This window comes from Arthrobacter sp. NPDC090010 (assembly GCF_044748305.1).
Lineage (GTDB): Bacteria > Actinomycetota > Actinomycetes > Actinomycetales > Micrococcaceae > Arthrobacter_E.
Map to the genome: position 1 here is coordinate 372,480 of NZ_JBIVFT010000001.1, position 25,293 is coordinate 397,772.

The 25,293-nt window shown below is 63.3% G+C and carries 28 protein-coding genes and 1 riboswitch; of the genes, 13 read left to right on the plus strand and 15 right to left on the minus strand.

Annotation, left to right across the window (positions count from 1 at the left end):
• Positions 1-115 precede the first annotated feature (115 nt).
• Positions 116-961 carry a PHP domain-containing protein gene (locus ACIPXZ_RS01780; protein WP_400590411.1) on the plus strand — a complete coding sequence of 282 codons (846 nt, stop codon included), beginning with the start codon at positions 116-118 and terminating at the stop codon, positions 959-961.
• A 44-nt stretch (positions 962-1,005) separates the two neighbouring features.
• Here ACIPXZ_RS01780 and ACIPXZ_RS01785 read toward each other — a convergent pair whose 3' ends face one another.
• Positions 1,006-1,626, minus strand: coding sequence for a TetR/AcrR family transcriptional regulator (locus tag ACIPXZ_RS01785; protein WP_400590412.1), 621 nt, complete (start codon positions 1,624-1,626; stop codon positions 1,006-1,008).
• A 36-nt stretch (positions 1,627-1,662) separates the two neighbouring features.
• On the opposite strand from ACIPXZ_RS01785, the gene ACIPXZ_RS01790 reads away from it, so the two are divergent.
• The gene (locus ACIPXZ_RS01790; protein ID WP_400590413.1) at positions 1,663-2,484 is read left to right on the plus strand and encodes an alpha/beta fold hydrolase; all 822 of its coding nucleotides are present in this window, start codon (positions 1,663-1,665) and stop codon (positions 2,482-2,484) included.
• A gap of 12 nt (positions 2,485-2,496) precedes the next feature.
• On the opposite strand, the gene ACIPXZ_RS01795 is transcribed toward ACIPXZ_RS01790, so the two are convergent.
• The 3 genes from ACIPXZ_RS01795 to ACIPXZ_RS01805 form a co-directional block, all read right to left on the minus strand.
• Positions 2,497-3,372: a DNA-methyltransferase gene (locus tag ACIPXZ_RS01795; RefSeq protein WP_400590414.1), complete on the minus strand. Its 876-nt coding sequence runs from the start codon at positions 3,370-3,372 to the stop codon at positions 2,497-2,499.
• Between the two features lie 8 nt (positions 3,373-3,380).
• Positions 3,381-5,063, minus strand: coding sequence for a DEAD/DEAH box helicase (locus tag ACIPXZ_RS01800; protein WP_400590415.1), 1,683 nt, complete (start codon positions 5,061-5,063; stop codon positions 3,381-3,383).
• Between the two features lie 222 nt (positions 5,064-5,285).
• The gene (locus ACIPXZ_RS01805) at positions 5,286-6,803 is read right to left on the minus strand and encodes an RNB domain-containing ribonuclease (RefSeq protein WP_400590416.1); all 1,518 of its coding nucleotides are present in this window, start codon (positions 6,801-6,803) and stop codon (positions 5,286-5,288) included.
• Positions 6,804-6,931: 128 nt separating this feature from the next.
• On the opposite strand from ACIPXZ_RS01805, the gene ACIPXZ_RS01810 reads away from it, so the two are divergent.
• The 3 genes from ACIPXZ_RS01810 to ACIPXZ_RS01820 all read left to right on the plus strand — a co-directional run bounded on the left by ACIPXZ_RS01810 (position 6,932) and on the right by ACIPXZ_RS01820 (position 9,460).
• Positions 6,932-7,927: a DUF805 domain-containing protein gene (locus tag ACIPXZ_RS01810; protein ID WP_400590417.1), complete on the plus strand. Its 996-nt coding sequence runs from the start codon at positions 6,932-6,934 to the stop codon at positions 7,925-7,927.
• Positions 7,928-8,049: 122 nt separating this feature from the next.
• The gene (locus ACIPXZ_RS01815; RefSeq protein WP_400590418.1) at positions 8,050-8,625 is read left to right on the plus strand and encodes a DUF805 domain-containing protein; all 576 of its coding nucleotides are present in this window, start codon (positions 8,050-8,052) and stop codon (positions 8,623-8,625) included.
• 97 nt (positions 8,626-8,722) lie between these two features.
• Positions 8,723-9,460: a DUF805 domain-containing protein gene (locus ACIPXZ_RS01820; RefSeq protein WP_400590419.1), complete on the plus strand. Its 738-nt coding sequence runs from the start codon at positions 8,723-8,725 to the stop codon at positions 9,458-9,460.
• Between the two features lie 93 nt (positions 9,461-9,553).
• Here ACIPXZ_RS01820 and thiE read toward each other — a convergent pair whose 3' ends face one another.
• On the minus strand, positions 9,554-10,216 hold the full coding sequence (gene thiE, locus ACIPXZ_RS01825) for a thiamine phosphate synthase (protein WP_400590420.1): 663 nt from the start codon (positions 10,214-10,216) through the stop codon (positions 9,554-9,556).
• A gap of 25 nt (positions 10,217-10,241) precedes the next feature.
• Positions 10,242-10,360, plus strand: a riboswitch (TPP riboswitch).
• Between thiE and thiO the strand changes: the two genes are divergently transcribed.
• The 3 genes from thiO to ACIPXZ_RS01840 all read left to right on the plus strand — a co-directional run bounded on the left by thiO (position 10,357) and on the right by ACIPXZ_RS01840 (position 12,567).
• Positions 10,357-11,541, plus strand: coding sequence for a glycine oxidase ThiO (thiO, locus tag ACIPXZ_RS01830; RefSeq protein WP_400590421.1), 1,185 nt, complete (start codon positions 10,357-10,359; stop codon positions 11,539-11,541). (Overlaps the previous riboswitch by 4 nt.)
• Positions 11,538-11,774, plus strand: a complete 237-nt coding sequence (gene thiS, locus ACIPXZ_RS01835; RefSeq protein ID WP_400590422.1) for a sulfur carrier protein ThiS — start codon at positions 11,538-11,540, stop codon at positions 11,772-11,774. Before thiO ends, thiS begins: the two co-directional genes overlap by 4 nt.
• A 1-nt stretch (position 11,775) precedes the next feature.
• Positions 11,776-12,567 carry a thiazole synthase gene (locus ACIPXZ_RS01840; protein WP_400590423.1) on the plus strand — a complete coding sequence of 264 codons (792 nt, stop codon included), beginning with the start codon at positions 11,776-11,778 and terminating at the stop codon, positions 12,565-12,567.
• Between the two features lie 141 nt (positions 12,568-12,708).
• Here the strand turns inward: ACIPXZ_RS01840 and ACIPXZ_RS01845 are convergent, their stop codons facing one another.
• The 3 genes from ACIPXZ_RS01845 to ACIPXZ_RS01855 all read right to left on the minus strand — a co-directional run bounded on the left by ACIPXZ_RS01845 (position 12,709) and on the right by ACIPXZ_RS01855 (position 14,216).
• Positions 12,709-13,011: a hypothetical protein gene (locus ACIPXZ_RS01845; RefSeq protein ID WP_400590424.1), complete on the minus strand. Its 303-nt coding sequence runs from the start codon at positions 13,009-13,011 to the stop codon at positions 12,709-12,711.
• A 13-nt stretch (positions 13,012-13,024) separates the two neighbouring features.
• Complete coding sequence (locus ACIPXZ_RS01850; RefSeq protein WP_400590425.1) at positions 13,025-13,249, minus strand: DUF3107 domain-containing protein; 225 nt, start codon at positions 13,247-13,249, stop codon at positions 13,025-13,027.
• Positions 13,250-13,592: 343 nt separating this feature from the next.
• A complete protein-coding gene (locus ACIPXZ_RS01855) occupies positions 13,593-14,216 on the minus strand; it encodes a TetR/AcrR family transcriptional regulator (protein ID WP_400590426.1) in 624 nt (207 codons plus the stop codon).
• A gap of 102 nt (positions 14,217-14,318) precedes the next feature.
• Here ACIPXZ_RS01855 and moeB point away from each other — a divergent pair, with 102 nt between their 5' ends.
• Genes moeB through ACIPXZ_RS01870 form a run of 3 tightly spaced genes read left to right on the plus strand, consistent with a single transcriptional unit; the run spans position 14,319 to position 16,858 of the window.
• Complete coding sequence (gene moeB / locus ACIPXZ_RS01860; protein ID WP_400590427.1) at positions 14,319-15,518, plus strand: molybdopterin-synthase adenylyltransferase MoeB; 1,200 nt, start codon at positions 14,319-14,321, stop codon at positions 15,516-15,518.
• A 39-nt stretch (positions 15,519-15,557) separates the two neighbouring features.
• Complete coding sequence (locus ACIPXZ_RS01865; RefSeq protein ID WP_400590428.1) at positions 15,558-16,151, plus strand: PadR family transcriptional regulator; 594 nt, start codon at positions 15,558-15,560, stop codon at positions 16,149-16,151.
• Complete coding sequence (locus tag ACIPXZ_RS01870) at positions 16,148-16,858, plus strand: alpha/beta hydrolase (protein WP_400590429.1); 711 nt, start codon at positions 16,148-16,150, stop codon at positions 16,856-16,858. The genes ACIPXZ_RS01865 and ACIPXZ_RS01870 overlap by 4 nt, the downstream gene beginning before the upstream one ends.
• Before the next feature lie 198 nt (positions 16,859-17,056).
• On the opposite strand, the gene ACIPXZ_RS01875 is transcribed toward ACIPXZ_RS01870, so the two are convergent.
• The 6 genes from ACIPXZ_RS01875 to ACIPXZ_RS01900 form a co-directional block, all read right to left on the minus strand.
• Complete coding sequence (locus ACIPXZ_RS01875; RefSeq protein ID WP_400590430.1) at positions 17,057-18,355, minus strand: MFS transporter; 1,299 nt, start codon at positions 18,353-18,355, stop codon at positions 17,057-17,059.
• On the minus strand, positions 18,346-19,302 hold the full coding sequence (locus tag ACIPXZ_RS01880; RefSeq protein WP_400590431.1) for a phytanoyl-CoA dioxygenase family protein: 957 nt from the start codon (positions 19,300-19,302) through the stop codon (positions 18,346-18,348). Before ACIPXZ_RS01880 ends, ACIPXZ_RS01875 begins: the two co-directional genes overlap by 10 nt.
• A gap of 4 nt (positions 19,303-19,306) precedes the next feature.
• Positions 19,307-20,044, minus strand: coding sequence for a nitroreductase family protein (locus ACIPXZ_RS01885; protein ID WP_400590432.1), 738 nt, complete (start codon positions 20,042-20,044; stop codon positions 19,307-19,309).
• Positions 20,041-20,928: a hypothetical protein gene (locus ACIPXZ_RS01890; RefSeq protein ID WP_400590433.1), complete on the minus strand. Its 888-nt coding sequence runs from the start codon at positions 20,926-20,928 to the stop codon at positions 20,041-20,043. The genes ACIPXZ_RS01885 and ACIPXZ_RS01890 overlap by 4 nt, the downstream gene beginning before the upstream one ends.
• Before the next feature lie 915 nt (positions 20,929-21,843).
• Positions 21,844-21,984 (minus strand): hypothetical protein, encoded by a 141-nt coding sequence (locus ACIPXZ_RS01895; protein ID WP_400590434.1) that lies wholly within the window; start codon positions 21,982-21,984, stop codon positions 21,844-21,846.
• Between the two features lie 284 nt (positions 21,985-22,268).
• Positions 22,269-22,661, minus strand: a complete 393-nt coding sequence (locus ACIPXZ_RS01900; RefSeq protein WP_400590435.1) for a hypothetical protein — start codon at positions 22,659-22,661, stop codon at positions 22,269-22,271.
• A 611-nt stretch (positions 22,662-23,272) separates the two neighbouring features.
• Between ACIPXZ_RS01900 and ACIPXZ_RS01905 the strand changes: the two genes are divergently transcribed.
• Complete coding sequence (locus ACIPXZ_RS01905; protein ID WP_400590436.1) at positions 23,273-23,548, plus strand: hypothetical protein; 276 nt, start codon at positions 23,273-23,275, stop codon at positions 23,546-23,548.
• Here ACIPXZ_RS01905 and ACIPXZ_RS01910 read toward each other — a convergent pair.
• A complete protein-coding gene (locus tag ACIPXZ_RS01910) occupies positions 23,466-23,825 on the minus strand; it encodes a hypothetical protein (RefSeq protein WP_400590614.1) in 360 nt (119 codons plus the stop codon). The two genes, ACIPXZ_RS01905 and ACIPXZ_RS01910, sit on opposite strands and share 83 nt — an antisense overlap.
• Positions 23,826-24,489: 664 nt before the next feature.
• Between ACIPXZ_RS01910 and ACIPXZ_RS01915 the strand changes: the two genes are divergently transcribed.
• On the plus strand, positions 24,490-25,239 hold the full coding sequence (locus ACIPXZ_RS01915) for a hypothetical protein (protein WP_400590437.1): 750 nt from the start codon (positions 24,490-24,492) through the stop codon (positions 25,237-25,239).
• The last annotated feature ends 54 nt before the right edge of the window (positions 25,240-25,293 follow it).

Here is a 25,293-nt window from a genome sequence, read left to right on the forward strand (position 1 = left end):
TTCGGTGCGAGATCGCTCGTTCATCTTGCGGTTTCGCATCGAAGCCGCGAGTTCGGCGGGTCGAGCGCGGCGCACAGAGAGGAATGACGGCGCCCTCAGGACTACGCTTGGGGGCGTGAGGATCGATCTACATGCGCATTCCAACATCTCGGACGGCACGGAGCCTCCCGCTGAGCTCGTCGCCTCGGCGGCGCGGGCGGGGCTCGACGTCGTCGCGCTGACCGATCACGACACCACCGACGGCTGGGCGGAGGCCTCCGCGGCCGCACAGCAGCACGGCGTCGCACTGGTTCCGGGCATGGAGATCAGCTGCCGGACCCGCGAAGGCATCAGCGTGCATCTGCTGTCCTATCTGCATGATCCGACCCACCCAGGCCTGCTGGAGGAGATCACCAAGGCCCGGGACGCTCGCCTGAGTCGAGCCGAACGCATGGTCGCCTTGCTTTCCGAGGACTATCCGTTGAACTGGGACGACGTCACGCAGCACCTGGCTCCGGGGGCGACGATCGGGCGCCCCCACATCGCCGATGCGTTGGTCGCGGCGGGCATTGTGGCAGATCGTACGGAGGCCTTCGCCACCATTCTGACCTCACATTCGCGCTACTACGTCCAGCACTACGCGGCGGACCCTGCGCTCGCCGTCGAACTCGTGCGCGCTGCCGGAGGGGTTTCGGTTTTCGCGCATCCCGTGGCGCGGGCCCGTGGCCGTGTCGTCGGGGAGCACACCTTCGAGGAGATGATCGATGCCGGCCTCGGCGGCGTCGAGGTCTGGCACCGTGACAACCCGCAAGAGGGGCGTGAGTTCCTGTTGAGCCTCGCGGCCCGGCACGAATTGATCGTGACCGGTTCCAGCGACTACCACGGTGCGGGCAAGCCCAATCTGCTGGGTGAAAATCTTACGGCTCCGGAGCAACTGGCCCGGATCGAGGAACAGGCGAGCGGGAGCGTGGTCCGGGCGTAGGCTTCGGCCGGTCCGCCGATGAGGGGGTGCCGTCTGCTGCCGCGTCAGCCGGCGTGCGGCGCGAGCCGTTGCACGATCAGACCGTGGGCCAGCCTGGCCGTTTCCAGCAGTTCCTGACGTGTCACGCCGAGATTGGATTGTGCTGACAAGCCGTGCCAGACGGCCTGGATGAGACCGGTGAGCGCGCCCGGGTCCGTGCCGGAGCTCAGCTGCCCATCCCGGATGGCCTCGTCGATGCGTGCCCGCAGCGCCTCGGCGTTGGAGTCCTGCAGATCGGCGATGTAGGCCTTGGTATCAAGAGTGTCGGTGGTGTCAGCCATGGCGGCGCTGCTGATGAGGCAGCCGGGATGGGAATCCGTGTCCTGTGTGAATTCGAGGACCGAATCGAGGAGGACCCGCTCGATGACGTCTGCGATGTCGCGTTCCGCGACAGCCTGCCGGTAGATCTCCCGGTAGTGCTCCGCGTAGTTCCGCACGGCCTCCTCGAAGAGCCCGGCCTTGCTGCCGAAAGCGGAGTAGAGGCTTGAGGTCGAGAGCCCGAGTCCGGCGGTGAGGGCCCGCGTCGACGTTCCCGAGTATCCGTAGCGCCAGAACAGCCGTGCGGCACCCAGGATTGCCTGATCACGTTCGAAGGCCGGGGGCCGTCCGCGGTTGCTGGGAGACACCCTTGCATTATAGATCGTTTGCTCCATAATAAATTTATGGAGCAAACGATACAGAATGTATTGACGGTCGACGGCGCCAGCTGGGTCACGGTGGATGTGTACGGCGAACCCGGAACCCCAGGGCTTCTCATGGTGCCGGGCGTGATGAGTGACGCACGCTCCTGGAGCGAGGTTGCAGCGGTCATCGACGCCTGGCCGTCGGTGATGGTCCTGAACCGGCGAGGACGTGCCCCGTCGGGCCCGCTCACACCGGAGTACTCCGTGGACACCGAGGTGGCTGATCTGCTGGCAGTCCTGGACCGATTCGGGCCGGTGGAGGCGCTCTTCGGCTGGAGCTACGGGGGCCTCATAGCCCTGCTTGCGGCCGACCGGAGCACCGTGAAGCAGGTGATCGCCTACGAACCTGTCGGCAGGCCGTTCGCGCTCGACGCGCTCGGAGCCCTGCACGCCGCAGAGGCCGCGGAAGACTGGGACCGGAGCGTCGAGATCGTCAACCGCCGGATCTCCGGTTTTTCAGCGGAATACGTCGACGAACTCAGGGCCGACCCTGGGGTGTGGGGGATGTTGCGCCGCTTCAGCGAGCCGTTGCATGCCGAGCTGGCGGCGCTCAACGCGATCGCACCACCGGAAGCGATGGCACAACGCCCCGCGCGTGTGGATTTGATCCTCGGGCAGCGCAACCGCAACGCGGAACCCTATGGCACGGCATTCGAGGCGATCGAAGGGCGTGTGCCCGGCGCGGTGGTCCACGAACTTGCCGGTCAGGGCCATCTGGCGCATCTCGAGGACCCCGCCGGACTGGGCCGTCTGATCAACGAGCTTGCCCTGGAACGGCAATCGACGAGCGGAGATCGCTGAGCGACCGCCGGGCTAGACGAGACGGTGCAGCTGCGCCGCATCACCCAGTCGCAGCGCCATGATGTCCACGGCCGCAGGATTCTCGTCCACGCAGACGAAACGGCGTCCCGCCTTGGCCGCCACCGAGCCCAGGGTTCCGGAACCGGCGAAGAAGTCCAGGCACCAGTCACCGGGACGTGTGGAAGCGGCGACCATTCGGCGCAACAGACCCTCGGGCTTCTGCGTCGGATAACCGGTCTTCTCCTTGCCGGTGGGCGAGACGATGGTGTGCCACCAGACGTCCGTGGGCAACTTGCCCAGCTGACGTTTCGCCTCCGTGACGAGACCGGGTGCCATGTACGGCTCCCTGTCGACTTCGGCAGCGTCGAAGTGATAACGCTCCGGGTCCTTCACATACACCAGGATGTTGTCGTGCTTGGCCGGCCAGCGACGGCGCGCCCGGGCACCGTAGTCGTAGGCCCAGATGATCTCGTTGAGGAAGCTCTCCCGGCCGAAGATCGCGTCCAGCATCACCTTGGCATAGTGCACTTCCCGGTAGTCCAGATGCAGGTACAGTGTGCCGTCCGGGGCGAGGAGCCTCCAGGCTTCCTGCAAGCGGGGTTCCAGGAAGGACCAGTAGTCCGTGAATGCGTCGTCGTAGCGGTGCAGCTGCCCCCGGACCGTCTGATAGCTGCGGCCCTGGAACCCCACACGGTCGCCCTCGCCTTCGGCACTGCGGACCATGGTGGTCTGCTGCCGACGCTGGACCCGGCCCGTGTTGAAGGGCGGATCGATGTAAATGAGGGTGAAGGAGCCATCCGGCAACGACGGCAGGAACGTGGCGTTGTCCGATTGGACCACCAGGTTCCCGCCGTCGGGGCTCCACAGCGCCTGCGCCGGGCCGGGCATGCGCGTCGTCAGGATTCCTGCGCGGGTGCGCTGCCTTCGGCGCGGTTCACGACTTCGCCGTTGCGGCGGCGGGTGCGGCTGCGCGGACGACGGCGGCGCGCGTCGTCGTCGCTCGTAGCGGTCTGGGGCGCCTGCTCGCGAGCGGGAGCCTCCTGTCCTTCACCGGCCGGCTTGCGAGGACGGCGGCGACGGCGGTTCTCGCCTTCGCCGGAGGAATCCTCGCTGCGCTGCTCGGTGGTGCGGCGCTCGCCGCCGCGGGAACGGCCTCCTGAAGAGGACTGGCGGCCGGCCGGCTGCTTGCGCTGACGCTTGCCGGTCTCGCCCAGGTCCTCAAGCTCTTCGGCATCGACTCCGGCGAGCACACGCTGGTTCTTGGGCAGGCGGCCCTTGGTGCCCTCGGGGATGTCGAGATCCGTGTAGAGGTGCGCCGAGGAGGAATAGGTTTCCACGGGCTCCGCGAAATCAAGACCCAGGGCCTTGTTGATGAGGGCCCAGCGGGGCATGTCCTCCCAGTCCACGAAGGTCACCGCAGTGCCCTTGTTGCCCGCGCGTCCGGTGCGGCCGACGCGGTGCAGGTAGATCTTCTCGTCCTCCACGCACTGGTAGTTGATGACGTGGGTGACGTCGTCGACGTCGATGCCGCGGGCGGCGACATCGGTGGCCACGAGGACGTCCACCTTGTTGTTGCGGAAGGCGCGCAGAGCCTGCTCGCGTGCGCCCTGGCCGAGGTCTCCGTGCAGGGCTGCTGCTGCGAAGCCGCGCTCGACCAACTCGTCGGCCACCTTGGCGGCGGTGCGCTTGGTCTTGGTGAAGATGACCGTGCGACCCCGGCCGCGGGCCTGCAGGATGCGTGCCACGACTTCGATCTTGTCGAGAGCGTGCGCGCGGTAGACGAGCTGACGGATGTCACGCTTGGTCAGGCCCTCGTCGTCCGGGTCGGCGGCGCGGATGTGCGTGGGGCGGGTCATGTAGCGGCGAGCCATGGCGATGACCGGGCCGGGCATGGTGGCCGAGAACAGCATCGTCTGGCGCGTGGCCGGGGTTGCCGCCATGAGGGTCTCGACGTCCGGGAGGAAGCCGAGGTCCAGCATTTCGTCCGCTTCGTCCAGGACGACGGTGCGGATGTTCGAGAGGTTCAGGTGCCGCTGCTTGTAGAGATCGATCAGGCGGCCCGGAGTGCCGACGACGAGCTCGACGCCGTGCTGAAGCGCCTCGATCTGCGGCTCATAGGCGCGGCCGCCGTAGATGGTGGCGATCCGCACCTTGTGCAGGCGGCTGGCGGTGGCCAGGTCGTTGGCGACCTGGACTGCGAGCTCACGCGTGGGAACGATGACGAGGGCCTGAGGCGCACCTGGAACCGGGAGCTTGGCGTAGCCGTCCTCCTCGGCGGTGACGACGCGTTCGAGCGCCGGGATGCCGAAGCCGAGCGTCTTGCCCGTGCCGGTCTTCGCCTGCCCGATGATGTCATGACCGCCCAGGGCCACGGGGAGCGTCAGGGCCTGGATGGGGAAAGGGTGCAGGATGCCCGCCTGGGCCAGGGAATCTGCGATCTCCGCACGGACGCCGAAGTCCGCAAAGGTCTTCTGGACCTCGGCATGGGGCTCGGCCGTGGTGGTGATGGTCTCTTCGGGTTCGACGCTCTCGGTGCCGCCGAGATCCGTCAGGATCTCATGGCTGTGTGTTTCGCTCACGCGTGCCTCCTTGGCATTGCTCCGCCGGGAGTGCCTTGGCGGAATTCGGCCAGGGCTGCTCGAACCCGGCGGTGAGCAGGGCAAGGCGGAGTACGGGGTGGAAGCCGATCGCGGTCTGCGTGAGCCAACTGGTGGCCGTCAGGGGTGCCGGACCGCGGAGCGGGTCCGGACTGGACGATGAAGTTCAATCAACGACCGGGCATCCATGACTACGAAGCCATTCTAGGGGATCGAGGCCGTGCTTCCCGGATTTCCTGCGGGACCGTCGTCCGGAGCCTCCGGCGTCACGAGGCTGAAGGAGACGCTGCGCCGGGCGAGGTCGGCGGCGTCCAGGCGGACCCGGACCTTGGTCCCGGCTTCCATGACGCCTGTGCAACGAGCGCTGACGGCCGGTTCCAGAAGCTGAATACTGGCGGTAGGGGCGCTTCCGTTCTTCCCGTTGCCCGTTGAGATCACGATCGCTTCGAAGACCTCCCCGATCCGCGGTCCCATGAGGGCTGCCTCCACGGTGTCGATCGCGGCACGGTCCAGTTTGGATGAACGCTGGTCCGCCGCCCTCATCAGCTCAGGAACCTCGTGCAGGCTCTCCCGAGCCCAGCCGGGCACGGGCGTCCCTGCGCAGAGTGCCTCGCAGATCACCAGGACCCACCGATCCACCAGCCGCCGCAGGGGTGCCGTGGTGTGCGCGTACGGCGCCCCGATGGCGGCTTGCACGGTGTTCTCCGGCAGCTCGCCGTCGAAAGCCGCGTATTCCGCCCCACGGAAGAGTGCGGCTGCGGCATGCACGATCGCGAGGTCCTTGGCCTGTGAGGGGTCCAAGGTCCGAAGGTACTCGCCATAGCTGATGGATCCTTCTCCGGTCCGCCTCCACGGTTTTCCGAGAGCCGCGGCCTGGCGCTCGAAGGTCATCAGGGAGCGTTCGTCCGGTGCGGGCATGGTGCGCAGGATGCCCGTCTTCGCCCGGAGCATGATGTCAGCGGCTGCCATGCCCGTCATGAGCGAGATCTGGGCGTTCCAGTCCTCGACGGGCAAGGGGGTCTCCGTTTCCAAGCGGTAGGTGCCCGTCTCCGGGTCCTGCTCCACCACCTGTGCGGGGAGCTTCAGGCTCGCACCGCCGCGCTGCCGCTCGAGCTCGATCCGCTTCAAGCCCACTTCCTTCAGGAGCATGAGAGACTCGCCGGCGTTGCCGTCGTCGATGGATTGCTGGACACCCTGGTAGCTGAGTTTCGCCCGGGACTTCACCCTCGCCCGTCTGACGGAGGCCGAGACGACCTCGCCGCTGCCATCGAGGGCGAACTCCCAGAGGAACGCGCCACGTTCGGCATCCGGCAGAAGACTTCCGGCGTCTTCAGAGATCTCTTCAGGGTGCAGGGGGATTCTGCCGTCCGGGGCGTAAAGGGTCAGCCCGCGACGGCGGCACTCGGCATCCAGGGCACCGCCCGGCTGAATGAATGAGGGAACGTCGGCGATCGCGTAACTGACCGCGTAGCCGGTGCCGGATCGCGCGATATGGACCGCCTGATCCAGGTCCGTGGAGCTTGCCGGATCTATGGTGACGAGTTCCAACTCGGTGCGGTCCCAGTCGGGCAAGGACCGTTCCTGCACGGCGCGCAGGGCCTCCTCCATGGCCTCGGGCGGAAAGGCGGAGGGCAATTGCAGTTCTTCGCGTAGGGCGGTGAGGGCCGCGGCCAGACCATCCTGTGCGGCGGGACCTGAGACGGGGATCCAAGTGTGCGTCACACGTCACAGGCTAACGCCCGGTCCAGGGCGCGGGAGCTCCGACATTCCGTCGGAGCCGTTCTGGCATACTGACAGCAAATCATCACCGCACATCACGGCCCCTGGGCCAGTCAGGAGCATGCTCCGCCATGAGCAGCCAGCCGGAACAACAGGGGGAGCGCCCCGCTTCGCCCGAGCCTCAGAACCAGCAGCCGGGCACGCCGCCGCAGCCTCCACGTCCCCCGCAGCTCAGCCCACAGCAGGGAGGCTACTCCGCGGGACAGCAGCAGACGACTTCTCCGGGCTATCCGCAACAACCCGCTCCGCCGCAGCAGAGCTGGGGACAGGGCATGCCGCAGCAGGGTGCCCAGCAGTACTCCGGCCCGCCGCAGCATCCGGCGCAGCAGTACTCGCAGCCTGCGCCGCCTGCTCAGCCGCCGTACACGCCACCGCAGTATCAGGGCGGACAGGCGTATCCGGGGCAGTATCAGCAGCAAGGCCAGCCGGGGCAGGGCCAATATCAGCAGCCGCAGTATCAGCAGCCGGCCCAGTACCAACAGAGCCAGCACCAGCAGAGCCAGTTCCAGCAGCCCGGTTACGGTGCGCCACAGCAGCCGTCAACGCCGTCGTACGCTGCCCCGCAGGGCTTCGGTGGCGCCCCACAGCCGACTGCGACCGCCTACGCGGCCCCGGCAGGCATGGGTTTCGGTGCGGCGATCCGTTCAGGCTTCCAGAACTACACCAAGTTCGGCGGCCGGGCCCGGCGCTCGGAGTTCTGGTGGTGGTTCCTGTTCGTCGCGGTGGTGGTCGTGGTCCTCTCCACGGTGGCGGCCATCTTCTTCAGCTCGGGAATCGGCCAGGCAGTCTCCGAAGGCGACTACACGGAGATCCCGGGTACCGGACAGGTGGAGATCCAGTCCAATGCCTCCATGGTCATGGGATACGTCTTCTGGGGGCTGGCCGGCGTGTTCTCCCTCGGAGTGCTTCTTCCGACGGCTGCTGTGGGCGCACGCCGTCTGCACGACGCCAACTTCAGCGCGTGGTTCCTCCTTCTCTGGCTCGTGCCGCTGGGAGATATCGCTCTGGTGGTCCTCTGGGCGCTGCAATCCAAACCGGAAGGCGCCCGATTCGACCGTAAGGTCTGAGCACCCGCCCGGCCACCGCATGGTCGCCGCACGAAATTCCTGCGGCGACCATGCCATTCCGGGCCGGCCTGGAGTATGACTGGCCTAGGGACATCGACGAACCATCACCGCTGGAGGAAACCATGACTCAGGAACCGCAGTACCCCACAGGGCCGCCCTCCGGGGGAGAGGCCCCCTACGGGCAGTTCGCCCAGCCGCCGCAGTTCTGGGGCCCGCCACCGCTTCCGCCTCTCGCGATCCGTCCCAAGGCCACCTTCACGCAGGCCGTCAAGTCAGGCTTCCGCAACTACGCCAACTTCAACGGGCGGGCGGTCAACTCGGAGTTCTGGTGGTGGTTCGTCTTCGAGTATCTGGTGATGAGCGTGCTGTACCTCACCGCCTATGTGGTGTTCCTGGTGGGAATTCTGAGCTCCGTTGTCGAAGGCGCGCGGGTTGGTTCCCGCTCCGGTTCCCGCCTCCCGACCGCCGACTTCACCTGGAACCCGTTGCTGGTGGTGGCCGTGATCCTCGTGATCGTCCTGCTTCTGGCCGGGCTCGCCCTTTTACTCCCCGGACTGGCCGTCAGAGTGCGGAGACTCCACGACGCCGGCTACAGCGGTTGGTTCGTACTGCTGACGCTGGCCCCGTTCGGCTCAGTCGTCCTCCTCGCACTGCTGGCCATGGAAAGCAGTCCGGAAGGCATGAAATACGGCTATTGACCCAGCTCAATGGGGACTTGTCCCCATAGCGGGGAGCCGCCTGAAGGTCTAGATTTAGAGCAGGACACAGATGCGCAGGTGACGGGAGAAAGCGACCATGACGCAACAACCTGATTGGCAGAACAACAACGGGGGGCAGCAGCCGCCCCAACAACCACCTTACGGGCAGCAGCCGCAACCTCCGCAGCAGCCTCCCTATGGACAGCAGCCGCAGGCGCCGCAGTACGGCACGCCGCAGGGTCAGCCGCAGCCGCCGCAATTCGGTGCCCCGCAGCAGCCCGGGTACGGCCAACAGCCCGGCGGGTATCAGCAGCAGCCGCAGAGCCCCTACGGTCAGCCGGCCTATGGCGGTCTTTACGCACCGTTCGTGCCCCGCCCCAGCGTCGGATTCGTCGATGCGATCAAGCTGGCCTTCAGTAACTACGCCAACTTCAAGGGCCGCGCAGGGCGCAGTGAGTACTGGTGGTGGTTCCTCTTCCGCGCGGTGGTGGCCGGAATTCCGATCGGCATCGGCTACGCCCTGCTGTTCGGCGGCATCATCAGCCAGGCCGCAGTGAGCCGCACCGACAGCTACGGCTACACCTCGAGCTCCAGCTCGGACGTCGTCTTCACCGGCGGCATGGTGTTCGGACTCATCCTGATCATCATCGGTGCCATCATCGGTCTGGCCCTCCTGGTCCCGGACCTCGCCATCGCCTGGCGCCGTCTGCACGACGCGGGCTTCCCCGGCCCGATGTTCTTCCTGGCGTTGATTCCCTACGTCGGCGGGATCATCCTGATCGTGCTCTGTGCGATGCCGAGCAAACCGGAAGGCATGAAGTACGAGGTTCAGTGACCCTCAACTCCTCTGGAACGCCGAAGACCCCCGCCTCATCGCGGGGGTCTTCGGCTTTTCAGGCAGTTGTTCCCAGCCAGGGCAGTGTTTTGCTCAGAGTTCGGGCAGGGCGGCCAGGAGACGCTGTGCAGCGTCAGCAGGATCCTGTGCTTCCGTCACCGCACGGACGACGACCACGCGGCGGGCCCCCGCCTCGACGACCTGAGCCACGTTGCCGTGGTCGATGCCGCCGATCGCGAACCACGGCACGGTGGTCTGGGTCCGAGCGGCATGGCTGACCAGTTCGAGGCCGACGCCGGCCCGGCCGGGCTTCGTCGGGGTGGCCCAGAGCGGACCCACGCAGAAGTAGTCCGTCTCGGCACGTGCCGCGGCAGCGAGCGCATCATCGACCTGCACGGGGGAGTGGGTCGAGAGGCCCAGCACGGCGTCGTCGCCCATCAAGGAACGCGCGGCGGGAAGCGGGAGGTCTTTCTGCCCGACGTGGAGCACCGGTGCACCGGAAATCGACGCGATGTCCGCGCGGTCGTTGACGGCCCAGAGTTTCCCGTGCCGCTGGGCGGCCTCGCGGAGGGCGGCGAGAAGGTCCAGTTCCTCGGCCGCTTCGATGTTCTTGTCCCGCAGTTGGATGATGTCCACGCCTCCGGCGTACGCCGCATCCACGAACCCGGCGAAGTCGCCGCGCTCCCGGCGTCCATCGGTGCAGACGTAGAGACGGGCCGAGGCGAGGGACGGTGTAGCAATTGCTGCGGAACTCATGCGTTCAAGGCTAGCGGCTAGACTGATGCCGTACTGCGGGAGCCGGTTCCGGATGGTCACATTCGCACGGCTGAGAGGGCTTCAGCGCCGACCGCCACACCTGATCCGGTTCGTACCGGCGTAGGGAAGGACACGGAAGCATGCAGGAGCCAGTCGTCGATGTCGCCGTGATCGGTGCGGGGATCGTGGGGCTCGGCATCGCCTGGACGGCGCTTTCCTCCGGCCGCACCGTCGCGCTCATCGACCCCGAGCCTGCCCAGGGGGCCACCTTCGCCGCAGCGGGCATGCTCGCCCCCGTGAGCGAATACCACTACCAGGAGGAAGCCCTTCTCGGCCTGATGGTGGAGTCCTCCCGTCTGTGGCCTGAGTTCGCCGGGTCTTTCGGGGCCCTGGGCGGTTACCGCGAGACGCCCACCCTGGTGCTCGGTTTCGATGCCGCCGACCGGACGGCGCTCGCAGATCTGTGCTCCGTGCAGCGAGGCCACGGGCTCGACGTCGAGCCCGTCACCGTGCGCGAGGCTCGGCGCCTGGAACCGCTGCTCGCGCCTCAGCTCTCGTGCGCCTTCCTCACCCCGGGCGACCACCAGGTCGATCCGCGGCGTTTGCATGCGGCCATGCTGGAGCGCTTCACGGACGACGGCGGGACGCTCATGACCGAGCGCGCGGAGGAGGTCCTCTGGGCGGAGGCCTCGGCCGGCCGGGCTTCGGGCGTGAGACTTTCCTCCGGGCGTACGGTGTGGGCCCGTGAGGTCGTAGTGGCGAACGGGCTTGCCGCAGCGGACCTCGGGGGGCTCCCGGCCGATGTGCGTCTTCCCTTACGGCCCGTGCACGGCGACATCCTCAGGCTCAGAGTCCCCGAACGGCTCAAGCCTTTCCTGACGTCAACGGTGCGGGGGTCGGTGCGGGGCCTGCCTGTCTATCTGGTGCCGCGCGAGGATGGGACGGTGGTGATCGGGGCCACCCAGAGGGAGGACGGACAAAGCGGTGCATCCGCGGGCGGCGTCCATCAGTTGCTCCGGGATGCCCAGCTTCTGGTTCCCGCGGTGGCCGAACTGGAACTGGAGGAAGTGACGGCCCGGGCCAGACCGGGCACGCCGGACAACGCCCCGTTGCTCGGGCGGGTGCGGGGCCCCGACGGGCAGGACCTGCCCGGCCTGGTGATCGCCACGGGCTTCTTCCGCCACGGGGTGCTCCTGACACCGGTGGCAGCCCGTGCGGTGCTTGAGCTTCTCGACGGTACGGGTGGTGACCGGTGGGCGGCATTCCGGCCGGACCGGTTCAGCCCAGGAACTCTTTCGCAACAGACAGTGGAGGCACGCGCATGAACATCACCGTCAATGGTGAACGGCACACGCTGGGGGACGACGCCACCGTCGCTGCCCTGGTGGCCCGGGTGACAGGGCGGGAGATCCTGCCGGACGGCCAGGCCGCGGATGGCCGCCGGGTGGGAATGGCGGTGGCCCGCAACGCCACCGTGATCCCGAGGAGCCTCTGGTCGGGGACCGCCCTGGCCGATGGGGATGAACTCGAACTCGTGACCGCGGTGCAGGGAGGCTGAGATGACCCGGACAATGCATGACGACGATCCTCTGCTGATCGACGGCGTGGAGCTCGGCTCCCGCCTCATCATGGGCACCGGTGGGGCGCCGAGTCTGGACGGCCTGGGCGCGGCACTGCTCGCCTCCGGCACCGAGCTCACCACGGTGGCCATGCGACGGTACAGTCCGGCAGAGAACGGTTCGCTCTTCCAAATCCTCCTCGACCAGGGGATCAGGGTGCTGCCCAATACGGCAGGCTGTTTCACGGCGCGTGACGCGGTGCTGACCGCGGAACTGGCGCGTGAGGCCCTGGAGACCGATTGGGTCAAGCTGGAGGTGATCGCCGACGAGCACACCCTGCTGCCCGACGCCGTCGAACTGGTGGAAGCCACCGAACAGCTGGTGGCCAAGGGCTTCAAGGTCTTCGCCTACACCAACGACGATCCCGTGCTCGCACTGCGCCTGGAACAGCTGGGCGCCGTGGCGGTCATGCCGCTCGGTGCACCCATCGGGACCGGGCTCGGCATTCTGAACCCGCACAACATCGAGGTGATCGTCTCTCGGGCGTCCGTGCCGGTGGTGCTGGATGCAGGGATCGGGACGGCGTCCGATGCTGCGCTGGCCATGGAGCTGGGGTGCGACGCCGTCCTGCTGGCGACTGCTGTGACCCGGGCCCAGGACCCGGTGCGGATGGCGACGGCGTTCCGGCACGCCGTCGTCGCGGGCCGTCTTGCGGCAACAGCAGGGCGGATCCCCAAGCGTGAGCATGCCCTGGCTTCGTCGAGCATGGCCGGCCGGGCGGAGTTCCTCTAGACCGAAACGGTCAACTGGGCCGAAACAGCGAATTCCCGGTGAAGCCGCGTCTTCAAGACGCGGCTTCACCGGGAATTCGTCGTTTCAGCGGTGTGCTGTGTTTCAGCGCAATGCTGGGCGGGGCCGAGCTTCTTGCCGTGCTCAGGCCCGGAGGATATCCGTCAGAGCGGCGGTGTCCGTGGCGGCGCGGCGGGCGCCGAACACCAAGGAGACCAGGAAAGCCGTCGCCGTGCCGAGCACGAGCGGGCCGATCCACGGCAGCCAGGTCCAGCCGGGGAGGTATCCCAGACCGAAGGCGATGAACACGATCCAGGAGATCGCCGCGATCAATACCCCGGCGCCCGCGGGAAGGGCTGCGCCCAGGGCGCTGCGCCGGGGGTTCACGGCCCAGGCGAGCGCTCCGAGCGCCACGACTCCGAGGAGCGGGATGATCAAGGACAGCATGGTCGCCTGCGGCCTAGAGGGCGCCGAAGCCGACGCGGCGCTGCTCTTCCGGACCCACCTCGACGTAGCCCAGGACGGCGGCGGGAATGATCACGCTGCGGCCCTTGACGTCGCTCAGGGAAAGCACGCCGCCGGAGGCGAGCGCCTCGGAAACGGCCTTGGTCACGGTCTCTGCGTCCTCGTCGGACTCGAAGACGATCTCACGGGCCACGTTCTGGATGCCGATCTTAACTTCCACGTTCGCCTCCTGGCGGTTCACTGGCTCCGGCGGACCGGAGCGTCAACAAGCTTTTCCAAGCCTAAGGGGTCTTTCCCCTTCGCGACCCTCCGCATGGCTGAGAGCGAACACGGAGAACGCGTGCCTGTGTCCTGATGCCAGACGTCCTGCCCTGAATGCTCTGCCCTAAATGTCGTGTCTCAAATGTCCGGTGCCAGAGGTCCTGTCCGGCCGAGCTCGCTAGTTCGGTGCGAGCCCGCGAGATTGATGCGCGAGTTCGCACTGAACTAGCGAGCTCGGCGGAAGCAGTACGGACAGGCCGAAGGAGCACGGACAGAACGGCGGCCGGACTGGGCGGCCGGTCTCAGCTTTCCTTGGGGAAGCGGCTGATACCGCGCCAGGCGAGGCGGTAGATGAGGTCGCTGGCGACGTCGAGGTCGAGCCGCCCGTCGGTCTCCAGCCAATAGCGGGCGCTGACCTGCGCGAGCCCGGAGAGGCCACGGCCGAGCAACTGTGCCTCGATCATCGGCAATTTGGTGTCCTCCGCGATCACGCGGGCGACGGCGTCGGCGAAGGTGCGGTTGAGTGTCTCGAGCCGCTCGCTCACATCCTGGTCATTGGTCAGGCCGGACTCGAACACGAGGCGGTGGGCCTGATCGTCACTCGCCATGAACTCGAAATAGGCGCGCATGACGGCCTGGACCCGGAGCTTGTTGTCCGTGGTCGAGTCGATGGCGGTCAGGAGCATCTCCGTCAGGACGGCGAGATGGCTGTCCAGGAGCGCGAGAAAGAGCTCGCGTTTGGAGGGGAAGTGCTGGTAGAGCACGGGCTTGCTGACCCTGGCGGCCTCGGCGATCTCGTCCATGGCGGCACCGTGATAGCCGTTGGCGACGAACACTTCCTGCGCAGCCTGCAGAAGCTGAGCCCGGCGCTCATCCCGGGGAAGGCGCGCCGTGCGAGCGCCGGGGCGTGCATCGCTCACAGTCACATTCCGTCCTTTGCTTTCGTGGCCGTCCTCGGCGAACGGCGTGAAGACAGTCTACTCGCAGGTAACATGACGGCTCCCAGGCACGCGGCATAGATTGGAGGCATGTCTGCGACCGATTCCCGGACCACCCTGCCGCCTCTCGTCGAGCCTGCGGAGGCGCTCAGCCGCGAAGAGCTGGAGCGATACTCCCGGCATGTCATCATCCCTGAGATCGGATCCGTGGGACAGCGCCGGCTCAAGAACGCGCGCATTCTGGTGATCGGCGCGGGAGGCCTCGGATCGCCCGCCCTCCTCTATCTGGCGGCAGCCGGAGTGGGGACGCTCGGTGTGGTGGACGACGACGTCGTGGAGCTGAGCAATCTGCAGCGTCAGGTCATGCACACCGTGGACCGGGTCGGACTTCCGAAGACGGAATCGGCGGCCCAGGCCATCGCTGAGCTGAACCCGCTGGTGACAGTGGTGCAGCACCGTGTCCGCCTCGACAACAGCAACGCCGTCGAGCTGTTCCGCCAGTACGATCTCATCCTCGACGGTGCGGACAACTTCGAGACCCGCTATCTCGTCAACGACGCGGCGGCGATTGCCGGCAAACCCTATGTCTGGGGTTCGATCTTCCGCTTCGACGGGCAGGTCAGCGTGTTCTGGGAGCAGTACGGGCCCACTTATCGCGATCTGTATCCGGAAGCACCGCCGGCGGGCAGTGTTCCGAGCTGTGGTGAGGGGGGAGTCTTCGGCATGCTCTGCGCGGCCGTCGGCTCGCTCATGGTGAGCGAGGCGATCAAGCTGGTGACCGGCGTCGGCCGCTCCTTGCTGGGGCGAGTGGCGCTCTTCGACGCGCTCGGCGGATCGTGGCGGCAGATCAACGTGCTCAAGGACCCGGACGCTCAGCCGATCACGGAGCTGAGCGACTACGCGGCCTTCTGCGGGGTCGCTCCCGAAGAAGAGGCGGCGGAGGATCTGGAGAGCGCGGGTGCGGTGACCGCCACCCAGCTGGCCACGATGCTTGCGGCCCGGGACGCGGGAGGCCGTGATTTCCTCCTGGTCGATGTCCGTGAGACGGGCGAACACGACATCGTCGCCATCCCGGGGGCCGTGCTGATTCCGCAGGGCCGGATTCTGGCAGGGGAGGCCTGGTCGGAGCTGCCGCGGGAGCGGGAGATCGTCTTCCACTGCAAAGGCGGGACGCGCTCGGCCAACGTCCTGGCGGCCGCCCGCCGGGAAGGTTATACGAAGGTCAGTCACCTCGACGGCGGTGTCCTCGCCTGGGTCCGGGACGTCGAGCCCGGGAAGCCGGTCTACTGAAGGTTCCGGCTCTGCTGCGCATTCAATGATGCTATCGACATGTCAAAACAGACATGTCAGAATATGGTCATGTCACTTGCTTTCGCCCTTGTCGGTCTGCTCGCCGTAGAGCCGCAATCGGGCTACTCCTTGTCGAAGACCTTCGGTGAAAGCCTCGGGCGCTACGCGTGGAGCGCCGGGCATCCGGCCATCTACACCGAGCTGTCCGGTCTGGTCGATCGTGGCCTGATCGAGGTCGTCGGTGAAGGCGCTCGCGGAAGCAAGACGTATGCCGCTACGGGAGCAGGCCGGGACGAACTTCGGGCCTGGCTCATGAATGACCCTGTCGGCAGAGCGAAAATCCGCAACGAACCGGTTCTTCGGCTGTTCCTGCTCACGGCCCTTGAGCCATCCGATGCGATCACCGTTCTGCGGCGGCTCATCGAACATGTCGATGCCGAGATGATCGACCTGGCCAGGGCCAGGGCCCGGCATGCTGACCGGATACCGGCAGGTCCGGAAGGGTACGGGCAGCTCGCGGCTGAGTACGGATTACGGGCCGACCGGGCGGTGCGGGACTGGGCGGCATGGGCCATCGACCAACTCCAAAAGCAGCAAGAGAAAGAGCAGCAAGAGAAGGGGACTGCGCCGTGAATGATGCCAGATTCGTAATCTCTGTGCCGGAGGTCGTCCGGGAAAGGCGCGCGGACCTCGACTTCTATAGGCCATCTCTGGAGTCCGGCCCGGCGCCGATGGTCGTCCTGGTCCATGGAGGCCCGATCCCGCCCGGGAAGGACATGCGGGACTCGGTGCTCTTCTCCGGCTACGCGGCTCTCCTGGCCGACCACGGCTGCGCGAGCGTCATGTTCACCCATGGGCTCCACTCGCCGAGTGACTACCCGGCTGCCGCCGCAGACGTGACGCTGGCGGTGGAGCAGGCCAGGGCTCTGCCCGGCGTGGACCCTGAACGGGTCGCCTTGTGGTTCTTCTCGGGAGGAGGGCTACTGGCCGCCGATTGGCTGTCCGCGACCCCACCCTGGCTGAAATGCCTGGCCCTGAGCTATCCGGTACTTGACGCTGACGAGAGCTGGGGTGTGGATCCGCGTTTCCGCCCGGTTCAGGCGCTCAGAGGGCCGGATTCTCCACCGATGCTCTTGACGCGTGTGGGGCGGGAGTCCCCGCAATTCGCTCCCGGTGTTCAGCGCTTTGCGGACGCCGCCCGTCATCAGGACGCACCACTGGAGATCATCGACCTCCCCGATGGCCAACACGCCTTCGATGTCCTCGACCACACTGAGGCATCACGTGAGGCCGTGATGCAGGCCGTCCGATGGGTGTCCAGAATGCTGGCGTCCGCTTAGAAAGCGCCAATGATCCGCAGTCGCGTGCCAGATACGTGCATTCAGGTGATCGGCGAGTCGGTCACCGCACCGACAGTCGCATCCTTAGTTTCGCCGGCAACATCTCGGCCGTGTCTTTGAGGTGTTGTCTCGGGTCGCAAAGTTCAAGCGGTCGGCGGTGTTCAGCCGACCAGGGGACAGTCCTCGACGCTGTGCTATCTATTTGTCCGGCGATGCTGCAGAGACTTTCTTATCGAGTCCGGCCTCTCGTCTATGTCCGGAGGCGAGGAGTGCCCCTCCGATGATCGTGGATAGTCCGCCGAGTGCCACAGCACTCGGCACGATGACCGATCCCGAACCCGGAATGGCGAAGAATGCGGATGCCAGCATTGATGACACGAGGGCGCTGAGCGCCGATGCAGAGTTTGTTGTCGAGGCAATCCGACCTGTCATTTCAGTAGGTGCAGAGTTCAGGACCATTGGTGACTGTACGACAGCGAAGATACTGAAGATGCCGCCTGAAATACCCATGAGAGCGAATGAAGCGATCAAGTCGGGGGTAATGGCCAGAGCAACATATGAAACGCCTAGCATCGAAAGGCTGAAGACATAAATCCGCACCATGCGCCACCTGACAATTAGTTTCGGAGCGAGAAGAGATCCGCAAAGTGCACCCAAGCCAAAAAGGGCCGAAGCGAGTCCATACTGTGAGATTGTTCCGCCTTTGGTCTCCACCCAGAGCAGAATTAGGGCAACATTGTTGATTCCCATTGGGATCCCGTAAAACACGGCGCCAAGAAGCACCGCCCGTAAGGCCGAAACTTCCCAACACACTCGCCAGCCGGTAATGAGAGCTCGGAAAAAATTGACTTTTCTCTGTCTCGACGGGTTTGTCGTCATGTCCGGTCCGGTGGACCGGATTGATAGACTTAATAAGGCTCCGATCGCAAACATTGCCATTATCAAGGCGAGGCTCGGGACCAGCCCCACTTGGACAAAAACGGAGGGCCCAGCGGCGGCCGAACCGATGGATAGCGCGGTGAGGACTGTCATCGAGGTGCTAGCGGCAGCTGGTCGTAATGGCGGAGCGATAATCTGTTGGACGTACTTGGCTCGTGCTGCTAGGAATAGCTGATTGAGCGTCGAACATACAGTAACCAAAATAAGAAGAACTGCGGCGCCAGCAGCCACCCTATCGTAGGCGGGAATTATCCCAATTCCAAGTACCAGGGCAGCCGAAGCGCGACCGCAGTTCGCGACTACTATGGAACGCTTGGCCCCAGAGTTGTCGGCGACAACTCCCACCAGGACGCCAGCAACAATTCGTGGCAGAGTCGACAGGAGGACGTAAAGCCCGATCAGCACTGGACGAATTCCGTCAGCGTTGGTTGAGGCGATGATCCATGCATACACAATTGATTCGAGTAGGAACTCGCCGAGGGTCGTTGATGCAACTATGAGAAGGAGGCGCCGATAGTCGGCGTCCCTGAGTATGTCGAGGCTGCCCGTTACGCCCATGATTGCTCTTCGAGAATCTGGCTGGCTCTCGCCCTGACCGATGGATTTGAGTGTAGCTGGGCGTTGATCAGGGCTTGAACGGCTTCGGGGTCACCCTGAGCGCCCAGCTTTAGCGCCTCCAAGGCGCGCCAATCTTCCCAAACACGATCAAACTGGACGACCTCGGGATGCCGGGTGATCCATGAGGCTTCGGCGTAAGCTCTTGGCGATAGTGTTTCCTTCCAAGTTGAACCGTCATAGGGCTGAAGCGCATTATCACAGATCGGGTCGGAGAACGCCTGGAACCTGGTTTCGATACTAACTCTCCAGCTATTCCCTGTATTGACCGCTCCACCATGCGGCGTGGTTGCGTAGAAAACGATCGCGTCTCCGGGTTCGAGGGTATAAACAGCCCTTGTGCCTAGAGTGGGCGGATCGAGAGTCCAGCCCGACTGATTGTCGCTGGACAACCGGAGTCCCTCTGGTATTTGATTTCCATTGTTCGATGCGTAAACAGGGAGACTCCCCGTTGATTCTGTAACTGGGAACACAGGCGTCCACATCGTCACTTGACGCATGGACCCTTGAAGCTCAAAACAGTCAGCATGGATACTCGGCGCAACTGCCCACCCCTCGGAATCCGGAGGCATAGCACGGACCCAGCGATTCGGATGAACGAACACTTCATCCCCGAATACCTTTGCCAAGGAAACTCGAAACTCTTCGGATCCAGTCAGGGCCCTGATGCGTTCGGAACGCCGTATTATTGGTAGGGAAGCGGCACGAGCTACATTCTCGTCTTCGCCCGCAACAAAATATGGCTGTCCAGCTTCGAATTTACCATCTGAGATTCCCAGGGCTATCAGCTCGTCCAGGACTGCCGACTGGACTGCCGTAAGTAGTTCCTTGTCGTGCACTCCGCGCAGCACCGCATAGCCACGGGAGTTCAGCTCTTCCTTAAGGTCCATGAGGCTAAATCGCCTGGTTTGGGTTCACGGCCGGAACGCCAACCCGCACGAAATGTAAGACATCACGTTCCGGCGGCAGCCCCAGGACGGACGCAACCCTCGCTTCGGAGAGCGCCGGGGTCATGCGGGTGCCCAAGCCGAGGTTTGATGCCAAGAGTGTCAGGGTCTGCGCGTACCGTCCCGCGTCAACAAGCTCCTGAAAGTATGACGAGGTCGAATCTGGACGACATGAAGCGTGATACTCCCAGTCCACCCCAAGGAAGATACCAAGCCCATCACCGTCCGCCCACAATTGGCCTTGAACCATTGAGCTGGACCGAACTTCTGAGTCAGCGAAAAACAGGAGCTGCCTGGGCGAGTTATCTACAAGCCACCATCCGTCGCTCCATCCTTGCACATTCTGGGTACGAATACCGACGAACACTGACGGAGAGGAGCCCTGAATTCGATAGATCTGAGCAATCAGTTCCCTCATCGCCGTCACAGGCAGCTCATTCCGCTGCCAGGCGACGTGAGATCTACGCCGAAGTGCCCGACCTAGATCGTATCCACTGATGATCGACACGGCTGCTTCCGGATGTCCAAAGAGACCAAGTTTATCCGCATCGGGATCTTTCGAAGCCCGAAGGAACTCCAAATATGGTCGATGCCAGTCATATTTCGACCACGAATCAGGAACCCCTAGAAACAGGATCTCCTCCGGGCTGACGCCTTCCCGCATGATCTGCGTAGCTTTCGTCATGAGAACAGTTTTCCCTTCATAATACGAGGCAGGCAGCAGGCGTCTAGATACTCGGAACCGAACTCAATATCGATATCGACGGCACTTTGGTAGTCCCAATTGACATAACTGGCCAAGGCGGCAAGTTGACCATCCGCATGTCCAGCATCGACAAACACTGCCCGCGAGCTACGCGGATCACGATATCGGAACATGTCTCTTTCGATTGCCGCTGCGATCTCAAGTTCAATAATCCACTCACTGCCGAATGAATAGCCGCCCTGAGAACTCAACGGGGTGAGTTCATTCCGTCTTACGTTGAAGTGATAGCGTCCTGAAGGGACTACGGGGCTTTCACGTACTTGGATGAACAGTTCCAGAGGATGCCTGGCTCCGCCTGATGGGATGCTCTTATGCAGGAGCGGCATCTGCATATACTTCGACACAGAATCCTCGTAGGCTACAGTCTTTGAGATTTCACCGAAGACGCCGACGATAACGGTGGAGAACTTTTGAAGTTCAGAATGCGGGATAGCATCGGGCGTCAGGTCCGCAACGCGCGGCAGAGGAATTGACTCAGATCCAGCAAAGGCCGGGATCTCCAGATATGGGCTGGGCCCGTTGGCAGCCTTCGTGAGGTAGGTTCGCATGATCGCAGCATCGTCGCGCAAGGCGTCCTGACCTGTGCTCATATCCATGAAGGGGTAGTCGCGGGTTGCCTCATGGTGTCTATGGTTGGACCGCATCTCGGCACCGACAAAGACACCAGACTGTATCAACTTATCCGCAAGAACTTGAGCCTCCGATGGCTCCAAGTCACACAATTCTTCGAGTACTACGCTTGGCTCAAAAGTGTTCTGCTCTTCCACCAGCCAAGCCCCAAGACCCTGATGGGTAATCACCATCGGAGCAGTAGATGCATGGCCCTGAATTCCTAGGCCTGAGCCAGTATCCCAGGCCAAGAGGCCGGGCGAGAGTCTATATTCCATCATCGGTCACCTTTCGAAGCATGCAAAGACAGAGCCGAGGGCAGGTGAAATCCTGCCCTCGGCTCATGCTCGACGATCTAGCGAGCAGCCTTGGATGGCTGCGGCTTGGGACGCTTCTTGAGGCCCCACGGGGACGCCAGGTTGCAGGTAGAGCTCTGCAGAAGTGCAGTGGTGCCGTTCATCTCGTTCCTATCTATCCCAGGTGATCACTCTTGTGACCAGCGTCTCGTTGAGGCGCATGTCACAAGCTAGCACGAATGTTGTCAGATTAGTCAAGTAGTCGGTCAAACAGATGGGTCGAAATCCTAGGTCTCGACCCTGTGGCAAGCAGCTTCCTGACGTCAGCGGCGCAATGGTCGGGCATGATGGGCCAGCGTCACTGGGCTCTTGATGGAGTAGAGCTACTCGAGATGCAGGAATAACTGCGAAGCGTCCCCCTCCTCTCGTGCCCCAATCGGAGGATTTGGTTGATAACGGCTTGATGCAGATGGGGCTGCGAGCGGCGTCGTTGCGCCCCATCTAGTCCTACTTGCCCCCTGCGAGGCGGGCCGCAGGAAGACTGATCGCGAATGCATCCATCCTGCGTCGAGCAGGTCGGGACGCCTTGTAATCACTAGGGATTGAGGCTGATCCCGGACTTCGAATCGCGACTCCGATGAGACGACGTGCTATCAGTTTGATAGCACCCTGATATCAGCTTAGTAAGCTAATCAAAGAAATAGGTTCGGGTCAGTGAGGCTTGTAGATTTTCTCAGATCAGTGTCCTGATGCATTCCAAGGCGGCGCGAGCAGTTCATCCATACCGACGCCGAAGGCCTTCGCGAGACTCATCTAGGTCTTGAGATCGCCGTTGTACTTCCCTGAGGCTACGTTCAGAAGGGTCGTACGGCTGATGCCTGACGCTTCCGCAAGCTGATCGTGGGTGAGGCAGGACTCCTGCTTCCGGGCGTAGAAGATGTGTCGAAGCTGCATGAGGTCGACGCCCCTAGCCGGCATCCTTCAAGCGTAAGCGAATTGCGACTCGGGCGCAGTAAGAATGTTGTATTATTGGGACAGGCTATCTTGATCTCCTCTGCTACTCGCGAAAGGGATTCGATTATGCCGATTTCCACTTATCAGGTCGGCCGGCCAGCGATTTCGCGACCATCCCTCAGTTGCGAGCTTCTTGACAACGATGATCGCTCTAACGAGCTGAACCTGGGAATCGATGGCTCTGATTTGCCACTCACGGCATACGGCGAGCTTGCGGTAATGATTCATTCAAGAACGGGCCAGTCGGCCCCCAACCGTTCGCCCGGCTGAAGTAGAGTGCCCGTCTGGCTGCTGACCGAGTCCAGGCCAAACTCTTCCGTCAGACCCCTAGTCTTCCTGCTGTCGTACCCGGTGTCGAGGTGGATCGTGATCTGCTCTGGAAGCAGATCTGCGAAAGGAATCCGGGTCTCAAATGCCGGGCGCAGGAACGGTGAGTCGTGGCGATTCGTGGGGGTGATCACGCATCCGACTGGCAAGTCATTGCCTTCGACGATCAGGCCCTGCTTCAGGCCACCGTTACCGCGATCCACCCGAGATCGACCGGCGGCTTCCCTGCCATTCGGGGCCTTAGCGATGCATCCATCGACCGAAACGTTGGTGAAGTCAAGCCCGAGCATTTTGTCGTAGCCACGGAAACTCTCAGCGCCGCGGTTGGCGAAACCCCCGCTTTAGTCCACTCATCTCGTCTGTGCTGGAGGGTCGTCACGGAGCAAGTGCGGTCTTCCGATTGCCGGTAGGACAGGCTGAACGCTGCCATCTCGATCAGCTTCTCAAAGACGATCCGGGCAGAGACGCGAGGTCAAGGACCACCGTTGGGGTGATACACGTCCCGCGCGGGAATGTGGTCCTTAAAGGCCTATCAAAGGGCTCAAGGAATTAGCGCCGAAGAGCGGGCGCAGAGCATTCAAGCCAATGATGAATGGAGCAGGGATCACCGAACCAGGTTTCGGACTCAAACCAAGGTTCCGAATCAAAGCCTGACGGTCATTCATAACTTACCAAGAGTGCGACCCTATTCAGAGTTCCGCTAAGAGGCGCTGCCGATCTCGGGCTCTTACCGCCGAGTGGAGGATCAAGTTTCGCCGGAGGGCCGCTGGTACTACTCGTTATTACAGTCCAACCAAGGCCGGCGGTCGGTGGTTAATAACGGTAGTCTGAGAGTTTTCCGGGAGTAGAGTAGAGAGAAGACGCGTGCCCAGGGGCGAACATAGCAGACAAGCCGCTGACTGTGGCGGAAGCTGCGAAGCTCGCCAAGGTCTCCGAATCGACGTTCTGCTTCTGGATCGAACGCGGTGAGAGCAGGATCGAGCGCTCGCCCGGCCGTCGAATGCGGGTCGGAGAGTCGGAAACTCGATGCCTGAGGGCGCGGCTAGATGGCGAAGACGTTGAACCGTCGCGAATGCCACGCGACGCGGCAATGCCTATATCCAACCAAGATGTTTCGCCAGCAGGGCGGTTGCTGTCCAGAGGCCGGTTCCGAGTGCGGAGCCGGTGGCCGCATTGACCCGATCCGCAACCGAATGACGGGCAGCCTTAAAACGAAATGATCCTGTATCAAGTCCGCCTGCGGACACCTCTTCGAACACTAGCGCGACCTCGTCCGCTTCAGCCTGTTCCTCTTGACTCGCTAGTGCTGCATCATCTCGGATCGCTTCCGCAACCTGCTGATACAGATTCAATGATAGGTCTCCTCCTGATATGGCTTGAAAGCCGCCAACGTTCACCGGGGCATGGACTGGCCCTTGGAAGAAGATATGGCTGTGACCCTGCGGATTTGCCATGATCCTCTTGTATTCCCCGCGAGTTAGGGCGATCGAGGGTAGGAGCTTGCCTTGAATAAGGAAATTTGGGTTCCCGTCTCCAAATTCGATCCGGTTTCGTTGCTTCATCCAAAGCAAAAGGTTCGCTACTTGAAGGTTTTCAAGGCCTAAAGTGTCCCAGTCAAACCGTCGAAAGACAAGCTCATCATTAGCTACGAGCAATAGCCCGCCGGTTAGGTCATTGGAATGCCACTCGTATGACTCTTGGTCCGGGAGAGCGTCTGCTTCAAAGTCGCTCAGTTTCTTCTTCTGCTGCGAAACGCAGGAACCAAAATGTCATTAAAGCCAAGAATGCGGTGGCGGAGTACCATAGAACTTCCATTTTCACACCTCTCGGTGGTTACCTGCGTCCAACAGTAATCGTAGTTCGAGGGAGTTCAGGATTTCCTCAGGTCACATCGCTTCGCACAGCGCTCCAGCTAGTCCGTTCTCGCTCCGTGCGACGCTTGAGGGAGAGGTCTCGCTGCGCCCGCCCAGGGAACCCTGCCCAGAGAATCCGGAAACTCTGTCTGTCACCGCCTTTAGGATCGGTGGTATCCGCGAGGAACAGCTCCGACAAGGAGAAGCCGGTGAGTCGTAAAGGGGATTTACGCTGATGACAACTGTGAAACGCAGGATCCAAGAAGTGAAGCAGCCACGGGGTGGATACATCAATCCACGTAGCCTTGACACTGAAGTGCTGAGCAACCACGCGGTGCTGAACTCAACTGAAAACGTCCACGCCTCAATCACCGGTATGGCTGTGGACTACCTGACCCGACTGGCGAGCGGAGCTTCGCCAATGGAGGCTTTTGAGACTTCACTGCGCGGGGCCTATCTCCTTGAGCAGGCGGCGATACCGGCGCTCTCGGATGCGAAGGAAGCGCTTGGCGAGCTTAAGCCGGGAATCCTGCCGAGCGTAGCAGCCGTCGTGGCAGCCTGCCGCTTGGTCCGATATAACGTGGTATTCAGGACTGGCCCCGGGATGTACAACCCGTATGCTCAGCCTGAGCCTGATCCTGCAACGATTGAGAACATTCAGACGATGGTTGCGAGAGCAGCTGCCTTCTTCGCACAGTATGGCCCGATCATGCTGGATGGCTTCACGTTCGATGGGGCCTACACGGAAATCGTCACTGCCGGTGACGGGGATTTCCTTACCTCGGACACGCTCTGGGATTGCAAGGTCTCAGTCAAGGGTCCGACCAAAGACCACACGCTTCAGGTACTCATGTACTACCTCATGGGCATGAAGTCCGGCCGAGCCGAGTTCCAGTGGATCACTCATCTTGGTGTTTTCAACCCGGGTTTAAACACGGTCTACCGGATTAAGGTTGCTGGTATCCCGGACGACGTAATCACGGAGGTCAGTCGGGATGTGATCGGCTACAACTAACACAGTCGCTGGCCAGCCCTGCGGTGGCTGTCAGACTGGCCCGCGATCTACGTG